Origin of the sequence: Euzebya tangerina (genome assembly GCF_003074135.1) — a bacterium.
In the GTDB taxonomy this organism is placed as follows: domain Bacteria; phylum Actinomycetota; class Nitriliruptoria; order Euzebyales; family Euzebyaceae; genus Euzebya; species Euzebya tangerina.
On the sequence record NZ_PPDK01000001.1, the window covers coordinates 1885971 to 1902294 of the forward strand.

A 16324-nucleotide genomic window follows, 5' to 3' on the forward strand; every position below is an offset into this window, starting at 1 on the left:
CGTCATCTCCGCGAAAGGTCTTGCCGCTCAGCAGCCGAGGACGGCGATAGGGTGGCGGGAACGAGCAACAGCGGAGAAGGCAGAGTGTGATGAGACGTTGGCGGGCGATCGTGATCCTGCTGCTCCTGACCATGGTGGCGGCGGCCTGCACGGGGGGTGACTCGCCGTTCGACTTCGGTGGCGAGGACGAGTTGGGCGAGGAGGGCCTGGCCGAGGCCGACGCGGGCGACTGCATCACGGTCGACATGGCCGTCTCGAGCGAGAAGATCGACTTGCTGACCGACCTCGCGAACGAGTTCAACAACGCCGACGCCGCCGAGTTGGACGGTGAGTGCATCTTCGTCCGTCCGCAGCGCAAGGCGTCCGGGACGGCGGCCAGCCTGCTGTCCGAGGGCTGGGACGAGGAGCTGGAGGGACCGCGGCCGGTGATCTGGTCCCCGGCCTCCTCCGCCTGGGGACAGGTGCTCAACCAGCGCCTCATCGATCAGGGGCAGGCGGCCATCGCGCCGGAGGACTTCACCCCGTTCATGCTCACGCCCCTGGTCATCGCGATGCCCGAGCCGATGGCCGAGGCGCTCGGCTACCCGGAGGAGCCGATCGGCTGGAACACCTTGCTGGAGCTGTCCCGTGACCCGCAGGGCTGGGCCGTGTTCGGCCACCCCGAGTGGGGCCCGTTCCGCCTCGGCAAGACCAACCCGAACTTCTCCACCTCCGGGCTCTCCGCCCTGATCGCGCAGTACTACGCGCTGGTGGACAAGACCCAAGGGCTGACGAACGAGGACATCACCCGCCAGAACGTGCTGGACGACGCCTCGAGCATCGAGTCTGCGGTCGTCCACTACGGCGACACCACGCTGACCTTCCTCAACAACTGGTACCGCAACGACGTCCGGGGGACAGCGCTCACCTATGCCTCCGCGGTGGCCATCGAGGAGGTCAGCCTCATCAACTACAACCGCGGGAACCCCGACGGGGTGATCGAGCCGGGTGAGGAAGTGGTCCCACCGCGCGTCCCGCTGGTCGCCATCTACCCGGAGGAGGGGACGCTGTTCAGCGACAACCCGTTCTTCATCCTCGAGGACGCCGACTGGGTGGACGCCGACCAGGCCGCCGCGGCCGAACTGTTCACCGACTTCGTGCAACTGCCCGAGAACCAGGAGCGGGTCCTCGAGTTCGGGTTCCGACCTGGCAACATCGAGGTCCCGATCGCCGACCCGATCATCCCGGCGAACGGCGTGGATCCGAGCGAGCCGAGCACGACCTTGGCGACGCCGGAGTCCGACGTCATGGTCAACCTGATCAACCAGTGGTCGCAGACGCGCAAGCCGGCGCAGGTGCTGATCGTGCTGGACGTCTCGGGGTCGATGGGTGACTTCGCCTCCGATGACGGACGCGAGACGCTGCTGGATCTGGCGACCCAGGCGGCGACGACGGCACTTGACCAGTTCATCGACACCGACGTCGTCGGCCTGCGGATCTTCTCGACCGATCTCGGGGCCGATCCGGAGACGGGGGAGCCGGTCGACTACATCGACCTGGTGCCGCGGGCACCGATCGCGGAGAACCGCGAGGTGCTCGCCCAGTCCCTGCGGCAGCTCTTCCCGGTCGCCGGGACGCCGCTGTACACCGTGACCGAGGACAGCTTCAACGACATCGTCGACACCTTCGATCCCGAGAAGATCAACGCGATCGTGTTGCTGACCGACGGGCAGAACGACGACCCACGGAACAGCGACCGCAATGGGATGCTCCAGACGCTGGAGGGGGCGCAGGGCGAGAACGCCACCCAGGTCCGGATCTTCCCGATCCGCTACGGGACGGGGGCCGACCTGACGGACCTCGAGGCCATCGCGGAGGCGACGGACGCCACCGTCTACGACTCCTCCGATCCCCGCTCCATCGACCAGGTGTTCACGGCGGTCATCTCGAACTTCTAGGTGGCTACCTCCGGGGTGTGTCATGTCCGCGTGCCCCGGCGCTCGTTGGTGACACAGCCAGCGCCAGGTGAGCCCCTGTGCGCGAGGGTGTGTCGCGTGTGCCTGGCGCCTCGCTCAGAGGTGACACACCCCCGCAACGGCTACACGCGCGAGATCACCACCGCGTAGGACCCGATGCCGAGCAGGCGCGCCTCGTAGCTCACGCCGTCGGCGGTGACGCTGACCACGGCACCACCGGCATCCATGGTCATGTCCTCGACCTTCCCCAGACGACGACCCGTCTCGTCCAGCAGACGGCTGCCGCGCGCGTCGTCGTCCGTCGGCAGCGCACCCGGGTCCTCGATCACCACCGAGCTGTCGGGCAGGGTCACGGCGTCAGGCCCGAAGCTGATCACGTCCGTCCGGGCCACGATCCCACCGGGCCGGCCCTTCACCACGACGGCGGCCACGGAGGCCGTGTCCAGATCGATCTGGAACGCCCGGACACGGCCGATGGTCTCGGCGGTCGCCGTGTCGACGACCTTGCGCTTGCGCAGGCTCTTCAGACTCAGCAACTCGGTCACGAGGACGCTCCTCCAGCCCCGCCCTGCAGCATCGCCCGGAAGGTGTCGACGGAGGCCCCGAAGCCGGACAGGTCCTTGGAGATGAAGTCCAGAGCCTCATCCGGGACCATCAGCCGCCCCTCGTTGACCGCCAGCGTGTCCGGCAGCGGGACGAATCTGACGTCTCCTCCGTCGGGCGGCTCAACCTCGTATCCGACGACGTCCAGCTCGCCGTCGGGTTCCAGACGCAGCACGGCATCCACGACCTGCCCGATGACCTTGCCCGACCGGGTCAACACCTCATCACCGGTCACGTCACCCTTGACGGCCTTCTTCTGCGCCTTCTCCTGCGCGACCAGTCGCTCAGCCGAGTCGATCATGATGGCGTCCGGACCGAACCCATGGACGCCCGACCACGGCAACCATTCCTTCTTCGGCCCACTGAACAGACCACGGCCGGCGAGCGTGAACCCCTCCACCGAGCCCTCCGGTGTGAACACGACGTCCCTCACCTGCGCGACGTCTTCGCCGCGGAGGGTCACCACGGGCTGACCGGTCACCTCGCTCGCGTGTCGGAGCAGTCGTGTGTCCTCGGTCATGTGTCGTCTCCATCGCCGGTTCCACCCTTGCGGGTCACCTTGATGCCGCCCTGGCGCCGTCGACGTTGGATCAGTAGCGCGAGGGTGACGAGCACGATGATCGCCACGATGACGATGATCGCGATCGCTGTGGTGTCCATGGCAGGCCTGTCAGTCGGGGGTGACGTCAGGACTTTCCCCTGACAACTCCCTGAGAAACGGCGTCTGGGCCTCCAGAGCCTCGAAGATCATGCCACGCGCCGGTAGGCTCGCGGCCGGATGACAGCAATCGAGGACCGCTCACTCCGGGACCGCTTCTTCACACCTGCGGTGTCCCGAGCCATCACGGCGCCGTCCTCGTTGTTGCTGCTCGGCGGGGCGGCTGCCGTCGGCATCGTGGCGGGTGGGCCGGTCATCGGGGCCGTTCTCGGCGTGGGTGCCTACGCCGGCAAGGTCTGGCGGGCCATCCCCCGCCGAGGCCGGGCCGAGCAGATCGACCCACGGTCCCTGCGCTCGCCGTGGCGGGACTACGTTCACGAGACGCAGATCGCGCAGGCTCGCTACCGGCGGGTGGTCGAGCAGGCCCAGGAGGGCCCGCTGACCGACCGGTTGGAGCAGATCGGCGAGCGCATCGGCGACGGTGTGCGGCAGGCCTGGGGCATCGCGAAGCGCGGGCAGGCGTTGGAGGACGGGCTCCACCAGTTGGAGGTCAATCAGGCCCAGCGAGAGCTGAAGCGGACCCTGGAAGAGGTCCAGCGCCACCCCACACCATCCAATCGGCAACGCCTGGAGTCACTGCAGTCCCAGGTGGCTACCGCGCAACGGCTCCAGCGGGTGACGACCGACGCCTCCGAGCGCCTCCGCCTGCTCGATGCAAGGTTGGACGAGGCCGTGGCGCGAGCAGTCGAGTTGTCCTTGTCCGGCGACACCGGCCAGTTGTCTGGCCTCGGATCAGATGTTGACAGCCTCGTCGGGGAGATGGAAGCCCTGCGACAGGCGCTCGAAGAAACCGGCGGTACCACCGCACAGATGGGAGTGACGTAGACATGATCAAGTTGTTTCGACGCACGTGGGCGTACCTGGTGGCGCTGTTCACCGGGAAGTTCAACGAGCGTGCAGATCCGAAGGTCCAGCTCGAGCAGGCCATCATGGAGGCGCAGGAGCAGCACCGGAAGCTGAAGGAGAACGCGGCCAATGTGATCGCGAACCAGAAGCAGACGGACATGCGCCTGACCCGCGCCATGGAGCAGATGGAGAAGGTCCAGAAGTCCGCGCGGCAGGCGGTGCTGATGGCGGAGGACGCCTCGAAGAAGGGGGACACCAAGAAGGTCGGGGAGTACACCGCCGCTGCTGAGTCGTTCGCCAACCGGCTGATCGCCGTCGAGCAGGAGGTGGAGGACCTCAAGGCCCTCTCGCTGCAGCAGGCGCAGTCTGCCGACCAGGCCAAGGCCGCCGTCCAGCAGAACTCCACGGCCCTGCAGAAGAAGCTGGCAGAGCGGCAGAAGCTGCTGAGCCAGCTGGACCAGGCCAAGATGCAGGAGCAGATGAACACGGCGATGGCCTCGCTCTCCGAGACGGTCGGTCAGGAGGCCCCGACCTTCGACGAGGTCCGCGAGAAGATCGAGGGCCGGGTGGCCAAGGCCAAGGGTGTCCAGGAGCTCCAGGGCGAGTCCGTGGAGGGCCGGATGCTCGAGATCGAGCAGGCCGCGCTCAACACCGAAGCGCAGGCACGGCTATCCCAGATCCGCTCGGAGTTGGGCCTGGATGTGGCCGAGGCCCCAGCCGAGGAAACGCCGCAGGTCGCTGAGGCGACCGCAGAGCCTGCGGCGGGGACCGAAGCGGGCGCCTGACGCCCCGCTGACCGACGTGCACTGACGGGCCGCTCCCTCCGTCGGGGGCGGCCCGTCGTGTGTCCAAGCACCTGTCAAGACGGACACTTGGGCGGTCGATACCTGCAGCCCAGACTCATCGTCGAGGTACTGCATGCAGGTCTTCCCCATCACCATCAACTCCGCACTGCGCTTGGCCCTGACCGTTGTCGGGCTCGCGTTCGCGGCGCTGCTCTTGACGGCATCTCCAGCGATGGCGCACGGCGACACGCCTCACACGCCCTGGCACAACGACCACGCTGAGCCATCCGCGACGTGGACAGCTGAGGGCGATGAGTACGTGGTCGACCTGACCTTCCCGCACCCCGGCACGGCGGCCTACAGCTACACCGACACCTACGACGCCTGCCGCAGCGGCTGCTCCCGTCTCCACCGCGCCACCGACATCATGACCGACAAGATGGTGCCGATCCACGCCACCGTCGACGGCGAGATCTGCTGGGCGCCAGGCATCGACGAACCGATGCCCAGCTACGGCTACATGATCAGCCTGTGCGGCGACGACGGGTTCAAGTACGTCTTCGTCCACCTCAACAACGACACGCCTGGCACCGACGACGGCCTCGGCGGGCCGGAGAACGCCTACGCACCGGGGATCGAGCAGGGCGTCCGGGTGGAGCGCGGCCAGCACATCGGCTGGGTCGGTGACTCCGGCAACGCCGAGGGCACGGCCCCGCACAATCACTTCGAGATCCACGAGGCCCACTCCGGGGACGTCCGGATCAACCCGTACAACTCGCTCCTCGCCGCCGAGGCTCGAGGTGACTTCCCCGAGTCGATCACACCGCTCGAGGACGACGGTGGCCCGGAGGGTGGAGGGTCCGGGGAGGGAGACCACAGCAACCCGTTGGGCCCCGACGACCTGCCCGACCCTGAGTCTCCTGGCGAGGGCGCCGAGGCACCCGAACCACGGCCCGAGACCGACCAGCCGGACACCGACGAGGAGGAGGACACCCTCGCCCCCCAGGCCACGGGCCGGCTTGCCGGGCCCACGCGGGTGGAGACCGCCGTCGCGCTGTCCCAGGCCACCCGGCGTCCTGGAACGTCGCGAGCCGTGGTCATCGTGCCCTCCGACTCACACGTCGAGGCGCTGGTGGCGGCACCGCTGGCTGGGATGCTCGACGCGCCGGTGCTGTTGTCCGGCACCGGCGGGCTGCCCGTGGCAGTGCGTGATGAGGTGGACCGACTGGACGTCCGCAACGCCTACATCATCGGGTCCGAGGCCCTGCTGTCCTCCCAGACGGAGGCTGACCTGGCTGCTGCCGGCGTGGCCAACATCGCACGGATCGGGGCGACAGACCGGTACGCCCTGAGTGCCGCCGTGGCCCAGGAGCTGCTGTCATATGGAGGCGACATCGACGATGTCATCCTGGCACTGGGGGACGCGGAGGAGGCCAGTCGCGCGTGGCCAGATGCGCTCTCGGCCAGCGCCCTGGCGGCGCAGACCGGGGCGCCCATCCTGCTGACGGACGGGACTGGGCTCTCCGACGCGGTGGTCGACGTATTGGCCGTCGTTGGGGCGGACCAGGTCACCGTCGTCGGTGGCACGGCGGCGATATCAGACGCTCTGTCAGGCGAGGCCGCCGCGGCAGCAGGCGCGTCCGTGCGCCGACTGGGCGGTGCCACCCGGTACTCGACCAGCGTCGCCGTCGCCGAGGCGGCCGTCGACGCCGGTTTGGACGCTGGGCGCGTCTGGGTGGCAACCGGCCTCAACTACCCGGACGCCCTTGCGGCAGGGCCGGCAGCGGCCTCGTCGAGCAGCCCGTTGGTGCTGGTCGACGGTGATGGTCTGCCGGGCTCACCTGCCAGCCAGATCTGGCTGGCCCGCCACGCCGAGGAGGTCGTCGTGGTGGGTGGCGAGTCGGCCGTGACCGGGGCGGTCCAGGCTGAACTCATCCGCTGAGGTCGGCGGCTCACGGACGTTTCCACGGGCACAGCGATGGCAAGGGTCTAGGTACACCAACTCGACCCTCTGAGGAGTGCCATCACCATGAGTACTTGGACCGTTCCCGGACTTGACGACGCGGCCGCCGACAAAGTGAGGACGATGCTGCAGGAGCGTTTGGTTGCCCTGATCGACCTGCAACTGACCCTCAAGCACATCCACTGGAACGTGGTCGGCCCGAGCTTCATCGGCGTCCACGAGATGTTGGATCCGCAGACCGACGCCGTCAGGGAGATGACCGACGCCGCCGCCGAGCGGATCGCCACACTCGGTGGCGAACCGGTGGGCACACCAGGCTTCGTGTCCTCGACCCGTAGCTGGGAGGAGTACACCGTCAAGCGCGCAGCCGTCCAGACGCACCTCGAAGCGCTCAACGCGGTCTACGACGGCGTCATCGGCGATCACCGCAAGGTACTGCTCGAGGTCGAGGAACTTGACCCGATCAGCCACGACATGCTGGTCGAGCAGACCGAGCAGTTGGAGCTCTTCCAGTGGTTCGTCCGCGCCCACCTGGCCAACGAGGACGGCACACTGGACCCCAAGCCCGCCGCCTGACACCGGGGACCCTGACACGCAGGACCTCGTGCGAAGCCCCCGTCTACTTGGCGGGGGCTGTTGTTGTGGTTGCCTACTGCGGTCGGCGTGCCACCAGGTCGATCTCGACCAGTGCACCGACTGCCAGGCCCGTGACGCCCACACAGGTGCGAGCTGGCAGGCTCCCCGGCTCGAAGTAGGACTGGTAGGCGGCGTTCATGGCCGCGTAGTCACGGTCGAACTCAGTCAGGAACGCGCGCACCTGCACCACGTTGTCGAGGGACAGGCCCACGGCCTCGAGCACGATGATGAGGTTGTCCATCACCCGCCGGGTCTGTGCGTCGATGCCATCCGGCAGCGGCTTGTCCGGATCATCCGGCCAGGTCGGCATCTGCCCCGTGAGGAAGACCCAGCCGTCGATCTCGGCCGCTTGCGAGAAGGGCGCCACGGCCTGTGGGGCCGCGTCGACCAGGTGGAAGGTCGGAAGAGACATGGTGCTCAGACCTTCGGCTCAGGGCGGCCCGGGAAGCTCTCCGGGCCATCGCCGCGCTTGGGGATCAGGACCTTCCGCGTGAACTCACACACCACGGTCCCGTCCTGCTTGTAGCCGATCGTGCGGACGCTCACGATCCCACGGTCCGGCTTGGAGCGGGACTCCCGTACCTCGAGCACCTCGGTCTCGGAGTAGATCGTGTCACCGTGGAACGTCGGGTTCGCGTGCTTGAGCGACTCGATCTCGAGGTTCGCGATCGCCCGCCCACTGACGTCCGGGACGCTCTGGCCGAGGACGATGGAGTACACCAGGTTCCCCACCACCATGGCCTTGCCGTGCGGAGTGGCCGCCGCGGCGTAGTTGTCGTCGGAGTGCAGTGGGTGTTGGTTCTGGGTGATCGCACAGAAGAGGATGTCCTCGGCCTGGGTGATGGTCTTGCCGGGCCAGTGCTTGTAGACATCCCCGACGGTGAACTCCTCGAGGTACCGACCGAACTGCATGACATGGGCTCCTTGCCTGCGCGTGAGGGTTGGTCTGTGGCGGCGCCAGCGTAATGACCGCGCTGCCGGCGGCGAAATCCGCGCACGGCCGGGGGAGACGTGCGGCCAGCCTCCGTTAACCGTCCGGCTACCAGCACTGGCTACCGTGCCGGCCATGTCACAGCGCCCCAGCATCGTGTACCTCTGCATCCACAACGCCGGCCGGTCCCAGATGGCCGCCGCCTGGACGGCTCACCTCGCCGGCGACGCCGCAGCGGTCTTCAGTGGAGGATCGAATCCAGCGGCAGAGGTCAACCCGGCCGCCGTCCAGGCGATGCAGGAGGTCGGGATCGACATGTCGGGTGCCCAGCCGCAGGCGTGGACCGATGAGGTCGTGGCCGCGGCCGACGTGGTCATCACGATGGGCTGCGGTGACACCTGCCCGGTCTTTCCCGGCGTGCGCTATGAAGACTGGCCCCTGGAAGATCCGGCGGGCCAGGGCGTCGAAGCCGTCCGACCGATCCGCGACCAGATCAAGTCCCGCGTCGAGGGGCTGCTGGCCGAGCTCGGCGTGGCCACACCGGCCTGACAGTCGCCACGGTGGACGCCCACCTGCTGCGCCCGGTCCTGGCAGAGGGGATCGGCACCGCGCTGCTCCTCATCGCCGTCATCGGGTCGGGGATCATGGCCTCGACGCTCTCGACGGGCGATGACGGGCTGCAGTTGCTGGAGGCGGCCCTGGCCACCGGCGCCGGGCTCGCCGCCCTGATCATGGCCTTCGGACCCACCTCGGGTGCCCACTTCAATCCGGCGGTCAGCCTGGCCGACCAGTTGCTCAACCGGACCGGATGGTCCCGCACGGGGCTGTACATGGCGGCCCAGGTCTTGGGCGGTGCGATCGGCGTGGCGATCGCCAACGTGATGTTCGAGCTCCCGATCATCTCGATCGCCACCAACGACCGCGGCGGGCTCGGGCGAGTGGTGGGCGAGGCGGTCGCGACCTACGGCCTCGTGGCAGTGATCTTCCTCATGGTCCGGGCGTCCGCCTCCATCGCATCGATCGGCGTCGCCGTGGGGGCCTTCATCGCCGGCGCCCACTTCTTCACGTCCTCGACCAGCTTCGCCAACCCAGCGGTGACGATCGCCCGGACGCTGTCGGACTCCTACGGCGGCATCGCGCCGGCCAACGTCGGCGCGTTCATCCTCGCGCAGGTCGTCGGCGCGCTGCTCGCGGTCGGAACGGTCGCTCTCCTGGCGCCTCGTCACGAGATCGAGTAGTAGGCCAGCGCCGCAGCTCGCCGAGCTTCCCGGAGTCGACCGGCACGGCTCAGCTGAGGACGGGAAAGCGCGGGTCGGGGTGCGCCTCCCGACCGGTGGCTGCCAGGATGAAGCTGGGAGGGTCCATCCCCTCCGGTCGTGGGGCACCGAGCAGCCCGGTCAGGATCGACTCGGTCACCGCCACGCCCTCATCGGTCACGCTCGGTCGGACTCCGAGCGCGGTCGTCAGGTCGAGGTGGTGGACGGTCAACTCGAGCACCCGCGTCGCCAGGTACTCGTGCAACAGCATCGGCCCGCGAAGCGTGGCCGTCAGGTGATCTGCCGATCGCGCCCGCACCTGCTCGGCGGTCTCGGTCCACGCCGCCGCGAAGGTGCTGACCAGCGCGTCGGTCCCGATCCGCGCCGCGTCTGCCCGCGACCTGGCCGCGACGTCTGAGGCGACCGCAGCCGTGTCGAAGTCGAAGTAGCTGACGCGGTCGCACGCCGGGGCGATCCTCTCCGCCGACCTCTCCACCGACCCCTCGACCGGCCGCTCGACCGGTTGAGCGAGGTAGTGGGTCGTGCGATCGGCTGCCCGGACGAGATGAGCGGTCAGCTCGGCCAGCGACCACTCACCCAGGCCGGGCTGATCCCACTGATCGGGCGTGATCGACCGAAGGGTCTGCTGCACGGCGAGCGCCTGCGCAGAAAAAGCTTGGAGGACGTCCATGAGGTGACGGTACGCCAGTGGCCATGGCCACGTCTGAGCCCACTCCACGATCGGGTGCTGCGAGGTCGACTTTGGTGTGCGGCTACTGGTCAGTAACACTGGGAGCATGTCCCTTGCAGCAGCCCGCACCATCACCTCCGCAGCCCGCGAGGTCGTCGACACCGCTCTGGCCCGCCTGGCCGTGGACAGCCAGAAGGACGGCCGGATCGATCTCGAGCTCATGGACCGTGAGCAGCAACTGGCGTACGACCTGGCCAGTGCGGCCTCCCGCGTCACCGCGGCTGAGGAGATGCTGGCCTACGGCGAGCAGGGGGAGTACCAGGCGCAGCTCACGCTCGCCTTCGCGGGTGAGATGGCTGCCGACCTCGCAGCTCGGATGGCTGGCCGCGAACAGACCTGGGCCCTAGCTGCCGACGCCGCCTGGCACGGTGAGGCGTTCACCGACGCCTTCCGCGCCGCTCGCTCCACCCAACTGCTCGAGGACCTCGGGGATCGTGCCCTTCGCAGTCCGGATCTCCCCCGGGACCTGGGCGAGGAGATGCAGATGGTCCGGGGCACGTTCAAGGACTTCGCCGAGCAGAAGGTCATGCCGATCGCCGAGCACGTGCACCGCGAGGACGCCGACATCCCCGACGAGATCATCGCCGAGCTCAGCGAGATGGGCTGCTTCGGCTTGTCGATCCCAGAAGAGCACGGTGGCTTCGCCGAGGGTGAATCAGAGAACGACTTCATGTCGATGGTGGCGGTCACCGAGGAGTTGTCCCGGGGCTCCCTCGGGGCTGCGGGATCGCTCATCACGCGCCCCGAGATCCTCTCCAAGGCCCTGGTGGGTGGTGGGACGGACGCGCAGAAGGAGCGCTGGCTGCCCGGTATCGCCGCCGGGGAGCTGATGTGCGGCGTGGCCGTGACCGAGCCGGACTTCGGCTCCGATGTCGCCGGCATCAAGGTCTCCGCAACCCGCGACGGCGACAGCTATGTGATCAACGGCGTGAAGACCTGGTGCACCTTCGGCGGGAAGGCCAACCTGCTCATGGTCCTGGCCAGGACCGACCCGGACCGGTCGCTGCGGCATCGGGGTCTGTCGCTGTTCGTGGTCGAGAAGCCGTCCTTCCCGGGCCACGCCTTCGAGTACACCTCGCCGCTCGGCGGTCGCATGGAAGCCAAGGCCATCCCCACGCTGGGCTACCGCGGGATGCACAGCTTCGAGATCAGCTTCGAGGACTATCGCGTCCCAGTTGACAACCTGGTCGGCGGGGAGGAGAAGCTCGGCAAGGGCTTCTACCTGCAGATGGATGCCTTCGCCAACGGGCGGCTGCAGACGGCAGCCCGGGCCAACGGCGTCATGCAGGCGGCCTTCGAAGCCGCTGTCACCTACGCCGGGGAGCGCAACGTCTTCGGGGTGCCCCTCGGCAGCTATGGACTGACCAAGACCAAGTTGGGTCGGATGGCCGCGACCATCGCCGCGTCACGGGCCTTCTCCTACCGCTCTGCGGCGCTGCTCGGCGCCGGGAGCGGCCAGATGGAGGCCTCGATGGTCAAGTGCTTCAGCTGCCTGGCAGCGGAGTGGCTCACGCGAGAGGCCCTGCAGATCCACGGTGGGTTCGGCTACGCCGAGGAGTACGCCGTCAGTCGCTACTTCGTGGATGCGCGGGTGCTGTCGATCTTCGAGGGGGCCGACGAGACCCTGGCGCTGCGCGTGATCATCCGTCAACTGCTGCAGGAGGCGCTGTGACGGACAGGCTCGTCGGACGACGCTTGCAACCTTCGGCGCAGTAGCCATCTCGTTCTGCATCGAAGGTGCACGGTTCGGGCAGGTCACGTCTGCGCCGGCGCCCTAGACTGCTGTCACATATGTGAGCGGTCGGTCTGCCCGCTTGACGCCGACCGTGCCCGGACAGCGAGCCGACGCCGATGAGGAGCCCGACACCTGATGGTCCTGAACAGAATCGATGGCCCGCAGGACCTGAAGAGTCTGACCCACGATGACCTGCTGACCGTGGCCGAGGAGCTGCGGACGTTCATCGTCTCCTCGGTCGCCAAGGTCGGCGGCCACCTCGGCTCCAACCTCGGTGCGGTCGAGCTGACGCTGGCCCTGCACCGCGTCTTCGACAGCCCGCGCGACACGATCCTGTGGGACACCGGTCACCAGGCCTACGTCCACAAGATCGTGACCGGGCGCATGGGGCTGTTCGATCAGCTGCGTCAGGCGGGTGGCCTGTCCGGGTACCCCAGCCGCGCAGAGTCCGAGCACGACATCATCGAGAACTCCCACGCCTCGACCTCGCTGTCGTGGGCGTTCGGTCTGGCCAAGGGACGGTCCAGGGACGACGGCCAGGTCATCGCGGTCATCGGCGACGGTGCCCTGACCGGTGGCATGGCCTATGAGGCTCTGAACACCATCGGCCACCTGCAGGTCCCGGTGGTCATCGTGTTGAACGACAACGGCCGGTCCTACGACAAGACCGTCTCGCGGCTCGCCAGTGAGGTGTCGCGGGTGCGACTCTCCGGGGTGTACCGCGCTGCCCGCCGTGCCGTCGACCCGATCATCGACCGGGTTCCCTACGCCTCCAAGGTGGCGGATGCGGGCCTGGGGGCCGTCAAGGCCGTGGTGGCTGACGATCCGGCGCTGCAGGGGTTCGTCGAGGCGCTCGGCATCCACTACCTCGGGCCGGTGGGTGGGCACGACTTCAAGGACCTCGAGCACGCGCTCCGCGTTGCCTCGGCCGAGAACGGCCCTGTCCTGGTCCACGTCCTGACCCAGAAGGGCAAGGGCTACGCACCGGCTGAGACCGACCGCGAGAAGAAGCTGCACGACACCTCTGCCTTCGACATCGCGACGGGACGCGGGACCAAGACCAAGCCGCGCAGCTGGACGCAGGCCTTCAGCGATGTCCTGCTCGACGTGATGGACGCCAACGAGGACGTGGTGGCCATGACGGCTGCGATGCCCGGCTCCACCGGCCTGCTGCCGTGCGCTGCCCGACATCCGGAGCGCGTGATCGACGTCGGGATCGCCGAGCAGCACATGGTCACCTCTGCCGCCGGTCTGGCCCACCAGGGCAAGATCCCCGTGGTTGCGGTCTACTCGACCTTCTTCAGTCGGGCGTTCGACCAGGCCAACCTGGACGTCGGGCTGCACGACGAGCACGTGGTCTTCTGCTTCGATCGTGCGGGCATCACCGGCGACGACGGAGCCAGTCATCACGGCGTGTTGGACCTGAGTCTCTGCTTGCGCATCCCGGCCATGACCGTCTTCGCGCCGTCCTCCGAGCAGGAGCTCGTGGAGATGTTGCACACGGCCGTGACCCTGGACGGGCCGGTGTCGCTGCGGTGGCCCAAGTACGCGGCGGCGCAGCGGGACACCGTCGGATCGGGCCTGGCGGCCCACAAGCTGCGAGAGGGGACGGCCGCGGCGGTGGTGGCGATCGGTGATCGGGTGGAGCCGGCGCTGGTGGCCGCGGAGGCCCTGGCCGAGGATGGCGTTGACGTGGCCGTGTGGGACCCGCGGGTGATCCGACCGGTCGACGGGGCGATGTTGGACGACCTGCGGCGCTACGACCTGGTCATCACCGTGGAGAACGGCTACGCCAGCGGCGGCGCCGGCGCGCACATCGCGGACCGGCTGGTGGAGCTGACCGGTGTGATGGAGGCCCCGCGCGTCCTCCGGCTGGGTGTCCCCGACGGCTACATCCAACACGCGAAGCCCGATCACATCCTGGCGGAACTGGGGTTGGACGCAGCCGGCATCGAGGCCGGCATCCGCAAGACGCTCGGCATCGACGCGGCCTGACCGGCCCGGCGGGCGAGGCGAGCGCAGATTCCAGGCGGTTCCTGGCGCGCGAACCCTCCCCGTCCCCTATGGTCACCAGAGCCCACTCCGGACTCGTGATCGACGGTGAGGGGATCACGAGCCCGTCTGTGGGCATCGCGCTGGCTGCTACACCGCTCGGCGATCGGCCATGAAGGGGAAGCGCTGCCGGGTTACCGCGACCTCCTCGGCGTGGACCGCGGCCAGGAGGATGGTCTCGACCTCCGCGGCGCTGGCCAGCACCGCACCCATGGGGGAGATGACCATCGAGTCGCCGGCGTAGGACAGGTTGTTGCCGTCCTCCCCGACCCGGTTGACCGCCGCGACGTAGGCCTGGTTCTCGATGGCCCGAGCACGCAACAGCGCCTGCCAGTGCTCCCGTCGTCCCCGCGGCCAGTTGGCCACCACGACGTACAGGTCCGTATCGGCGGCCGTGGCCCAGAACTCGTCGGCGAAGCGCAGGTCGTAGCAGACGAAGAAGGTGGTGCGCAGGCCGCCGATCGCGGTGGTCAGGAACGAGGATCCGGCGTCGTAGTGCTGGTCCTCACCGCCGTAGCTGAACGGGTGGATCTTGTCGTAGCAGCCGACCAGGCCCTCAGGGCCGGCCACCACCAGTCGGTTCGTCGGCAGACCATCTCCCTGCGGTGCCGTCGCCATGGAACCGGCCAGGTGGATGTCGTGGGTGGAGGCCTGGTCGATCATCCACTGGACCGTAGTCCCGTCGGGCGGCTCGGCGATGTCGGTGGAAGCCATGGAGAACCCGGTGGGGAACATCTCGGGGAGCAGGACCAGACCCGCCCCGGCCCCCGCCGCTGCCCACAGCCGTTCGGCGAACCGACGTCGGTTCGTCTCGTGATCCTCCCACTCGAGGTCGGCCTGGATCGCCGCGATGCGCATGGCCTCGATCGTAGTCGGGTCACGTCATGGCGCCGACCGAGCCATCCGCGGAAGGCCCGTTCGGAGCCGCTCCAACCCCTCCGCCAGCAGCGACTCGCTCTTGCAGAAGGCGAACCGGACCCAGCCGCGACCGTCCTCCGGCGAGGCGTGGAAGACCGAACACGGGATGGCGGCCACACCCACCTCGGCTGGCAGTCGCTGGCAGAAGTCGACGTCGTCGGCGAACCCAAGCGTCCGCACGTCGGCCGTGACGAAGTAGGTGCTGGTCGAACTGGTCCGGCCCAGACCGACGTCGTCCAACCCGTCGATCAGGACGTCGCGGCGTGCCTGGTACTCCGCCGCCAGGGGAGCGGTGTAGGACTCACCCCAGGACAACGCCTCGGCGATCGCGTGCTGGAACGGCGTGCCGGAGGTGAAGGTGATCCACTGCTTGGCGGCCTCGATGGCCGCGGCGACGGGTGCGGGCGCACACGCCCAGCCGACCTTCCAGCCGGTGACGGAGAAGGTCTTGCCGGCCGAGGAGATCCGGACGGTGCGCTCGCGCATGCCGGGGAGCGTGGCGATCGGCGTGTGGCGCTCATCGTCGTAGACGAGGTGCTCGTAGACCTCGTCGGTGACCACGAGCAGGTCGTGCCGGGTGGCCACGTCCGCGATGGCCTGCAGTCCGCCGGTACTGAAGACGGTGCCGGTCGGGTTGTGGGGGGAGTTGAGGAGGATCGCCCGTGTCCGCTCGGTGACGGCCGCCTCGAGGTCGTCCGGGTCGAAGCGCCAGACCCGAGCACCGGCCTCCTCGACCGGCCGGAGCGGGACACCCACGACGGTCGCGCCAACCATCGCGATCGCGGCTGGGTAGACGTCGTAGACCGGTTCGAAGACCACGACTTCGTCCCCTGCCTCGACCAGCGCCTGGACGCTGGCGAACATGGCTTCCGTGGCACCCGTGGTGACGATCACCTCGGTGTCGGGGTCGAAGTCGAGCGCGTAGTTGCGGCGGTCATGATCGGCGATGGCCTGGCGCAGGGACGGTACGCCACGGCCCGGCGCGTACTGGTTGTGGCCAGCGGCCATGGCCGCCTCCGCTGCCTGGACCAGTGCGCTCGGCGGGTCGAAGTCGGGGAAGCCCTGCCCCAGGTTCACCGCATCGTGCCGGCGTGCCAAGGCCGACATCTCGGTGAAGATCGTGGTCCCGAACCCCTGGAGACGGGAGGTCAGGTACGGGTCGGTCGACGTCACAT

At 68.5% G+C, this 16324-nt stretch carries 17 protein-coding genes; 9 read left to right on the plus strand and 8 right to left on the minus strand.

Going from position 1 to position 16324, the window contains the following annotated elements; all coding sequences use genetic code 11:
• Positions 1-89 precede the first annotated feature (89 nt).
• Positions 90-1937: a substrate-binding domain-containing protein gene (locus C1746_RS08740; RefSeq protein WP_116714235.1), complete on the plus strand. Its 1848-nt coding sequence runs from the start codon at positions 90-92 to the stop codon at positions 1935-1937.
• Between the two features lie 140 nt (positions 1938-2077).
• Here the strand turns inward: C1746_RS08740 and C1746_RS08745 are convergent, their stop codons facing one another.
• From C1746_RS08745 to C1746_RS21990, 3 genes are read right to left on the minus strand one after another with little or no spacing between them, the layout of a single operon-like run.
• Positions 2078-2500, minus strand: a complete 423-nt coding sequence (locus C1746_RS08745; protein ID WP_116714236.1) for a PRC-barrel domain-containing protein — start codon at positions 2498-2500, stop codon at positions 2078-2080.
• Positions 2497-3078: a PRC-barrel domain-containing protein gene (locus C1746_RS08750; protein ID WP_116714237.1), complete on the minus strand. Its 582-nt coding sequence runs from the start codon at positions 3076-3078 to the stop codon at positions 2497-2499. The genes C1746_RS08745 and C1746_RS08750 overlap by 4 nt, the downstream gene beginning before the upstream one ends.
• Positions 3075-3218, minus strand: a complete 144-nt coding sequence (locus C1746_RS21990; protein WP_162867554.1) for a hypothetical protein — start codon at positions 3216-3218, stop codon at positions 3075-3077. The genes C1746_RS08750 and C1746_RS21990 overlap by 4 nt, the downstream gene beginning before the upstream one ends.
• 118 nt (positions 3219-3336) lie before the next feature.
• Here C1746_RS21990 and C1746_RS08755 point away from each other — a divergent pair, with 118 nt between their 5' ends.
• The 4 genes from C1746_RS08755 to C1746_RS08770 all read left to right on the plus strand — a co-directional run bounded on the left by C1746_RS08755 (position 3337) and on the right by C1746_RS08770 (position 7446).
• Positions 3337-4101, plus strand: coding sequence for a hypothetical protein (locus tag C1746_RS08755; RefSeq protein WP_116714238.1), 765 nt, complete (start codon positions 3337-3339; stop codon positions 4099-4101).
• A gap of 2 nt (positions 4102-4103) precedes the next feature.
• Positions 4104-4907: a PspA/IM30 family protein gene (locus C1746_RS08760; protein ID WP_116714239.1), complete on the plus strand. Its 804-nt coding sequence runs from the start codon at positions 4104-4106 to the stop codon at positions 4905-4907.
• A gap of 133 nt (positions 4908-5040) precedes the next feature.
• Positions 5041-6849 (plus strand): cell wall-binding repeat-containing protein, encoded by a 1809-nt coding sequence (locus C1746_RS08765; protein WP_116714240.1) that lies wholly within the window; start codon positions 5041-5043, stop codon positions 6847-6849.
• A gap of 87 nt (positions 6850-6936) precedes the next feature.
• Positions 6937-7446 carry a Dps family protein gene (locus C1746_RS08770; RefSeq protein ID WP_116714241.1) on the plus strand — a complete coding sequence of 170 codons (510 nt, stop codon included), beginning with the start codon at positions 6937-6939 and terminating at the stop codon, positions 7444-7446.
• A gap of 73 nt (positions 7447-7519) precedes the next feature.
• On the opposite strand, the gene C1746_RS08775 is transcribed toward C1746_RS08770, so the two are convergent.
• Together C1746_RS08775 and C1746_RS08780 are read right to left on the minus strand one after the other, a co-directional pair.
• Positions 7520-7918, minus strand: coding sequence for a RidA family protein (locus tag C1746_RS08775; RefSeq protein ID WP_116714242.1), 399 nt, complete (start codon positions 7916-7918; stop codon positions 7520-7522).
• Between the two features lie 5 nt (positions 7919-7923).
• Positions 7924-8418, minus strand: coding sequence for a MaoC family dehydratase (locus C1746_RS08780; RefSeq protein ID WP_116714243.1), 495 nt, complete (start codon positions 8416-8418; stop codon positions 7924-7926).
• A gap of 154 nt (positions 8419-8572) precedes the next feature.
• Between C1746_RS08780 and C1746_RS08785 the strand changes: the two genes are divergently transcribed.
• Together C1746_RS08785 and C1746_RS08790 are read left to right on the plus strand one after the other, a co-directional pair.
• Positions 8573-8986, plus strand: a complete 414-nt coding sequence (locus tag C1746_RS08785) for an arsenate reductase ArsC (protein WP_162867555.1) — start codon at positions 8573-8575, stop codon at positions 8984-8986.
• Positions 8987-8997: 11 nt separating this feature from the next.
• The gene (locus C1746_RS08790) at positions 8998-9675 is read left to right on the plus strand and encodes an aquaporin (protein ID WP_205711777.1); all 678 of its coding nucleotides are present in this window, start codon (positions 8998-9000) and stop codon (positions 9673-9675) included.
• Positions 9676-9724: 49 nt separating this feature from the next.
• On the opposite strand, the gene C1746_RS08795 is transcribed toward C1746_RS08790, so the two are convergent.
• Entirely contained in the window at positions 9725-10384 is a 660-nt protein-coding gene (locus tag C1746_RS08795; RefSeq protein ID WP_162867556.1) for a maleylpyruvate isomerase N-terminal domain-containing protein, read from the minus strand.
• A gap of 106 nt (positions 10385-10490) precedes the next feature.
• Here C1746_RS08795 and C1746_RS08800 point away from each other — a divergent pair, with 106 nt between their 5' ends.
• On the plus strand, positions 10491-12116 hold the full coding sequence (locus C1746_RS08800; RefSeq protein ID WP_116714246.1) for an acyl-CoA dehydrogenase family protein: 1626 nt from the start codon (positions 10491-10493) through the stop codon (positions 12114-12116).
• A gap of 198 nt (positions 12117-12314) precedes the next feature.
• A complete protein-coding gene (gene dxs / locus C1746_RS08805; protein ID WP_116714247.1) occupies positions 12315-14174 on the plus strand; it encodes a 1-deoxy-D-xylulose-5-phosphate synthase in 1860 nt (619 codons plus the stop codon).
• 147 nt (positions 14175-14321) lie between these two features.
• Here dxs and C1746_RS08810 read toward each other — a convergent pair whose 3' ends face one another.
• Both C1746_RS08810 and C1746_RS08815 read right to left on the minus strand, forming a co-directional pair.
• Positions 14322-15089: a nitrilase-related carbon-nitrogen hydrolase gene (locus tag C1746_RS08810; RefSeq protein ID WP_116714248.1), complete on the minus strand. Its 768-nt coding sequence runs from the start codon at positions 15087-15089 to the stop codon at positions 14322-14324.
• 24 nt (positions 15090-15113) lie between these two features.
• Positions 15114-16322, minus strand: coding sequence for a pyridoxal phosphate-dependent aminotransferase (locus C1746_RS08815; RefSeq protein WP_205711778.1), 1209 nt, complete (start codon positions 16320-16322; stop codon positions 15114-15116).
• Positions 16323-16324: the final 2 nt, after the last annotated feature.

Coding starts and splice junctions, on each gene's coding strand:
- C1746_RS08740 (WP_116714235.1), top strand. CDS start 90: ATGAGACGTTGGCGGGCGATCGTGATCCTGCTGCTCCTGACCATGGTG.
- C1746_RS08750 (WP_116714237.1), bottom strand. CDS start 3,078: ATGACCGAGGACACACGACTGCTCCGACACGCGAGCGAGGTGACCGGT.
- C1746_RS21990 (WP_162867554.1), bottom strand. CDS start 3,218: ATGGACACCACAGCGATCGCGATCATCGTCATCGTGGCGATCATCGTG.
- C1746_RS08755 (WP_116714238.1), top strand. CDS start 3,337: ATGACAGCAATCGAGGACCGCTCACTCCGGGACCGCTTCTTCACACCT.
- C1746_RS08760 (WP_116714239.1), top strand. CDS start 4,104: ATGATCAAGTTGTTTCGACGCACGTGGGCGTACCTGGTGGCGCTGTTC.
- C1746_RS08765 (WP_116714240.1), top strand. CDS start 5,041: ATGCAGGTCTTCCCCATCACCATCAACTCCGCACTGCGCTTGGCCCTG.
- C1746_RS08770 (WP_116714241.1), top strand. CDS start 6,937: ATGAGTACTTGGACCGTTCCCGGACTTGACGACGCGGCCGCCGACAAA.
- C1746_RS08775 (WP_116714242.1), bottom strand. CDS start 7,918: ATGTCTCTTCCGACCTTCCACCTGGTCGACGCGGCCCCACAGGCCGTG.
- C1746_RS08780 (WP_116714243.1), bottom strand. CDS start 8,418: ATGCAGTTCGGTCGGTACCTCGAGGAGTTCACCGTCGGGGATGTCTAC.
- C1746_RS08785 (WP_162867555.1), top strand. CDS start 8,573: ATGTCACAGCGCCCCAGCATCGTGTACCTCTGCATCCACAACGCCGGC.
- C1746_RS08795 (WP_162867556.1), bottom strand. CDS start 10,384: ATGGACGTCCTCCAAGCTTTTTCTGCGCAGGCGCTCGCCGTGCAGCAG.
- C1746_RS08800 (WP_116714246.1), top strand. CDS start 10,491: ATGTCCCTTGCAGCAGCCCGCACCATCACCTCCGCAGCCCGCGAGGTC.
- dxs (WP_116714247.1), top strand. CDS start 12,315: ATGGTCCTGAACAGAATCGATGGCCCGCAGGACCTGAAGAGTCTGACC.
- C1746_RS08810 (WP_116714248.1), bottom strand. CDS start 15,089: ATGCGCATCGCGGCGATCCAGGCCGACCTCGAGTGGGAGGATCACGAG.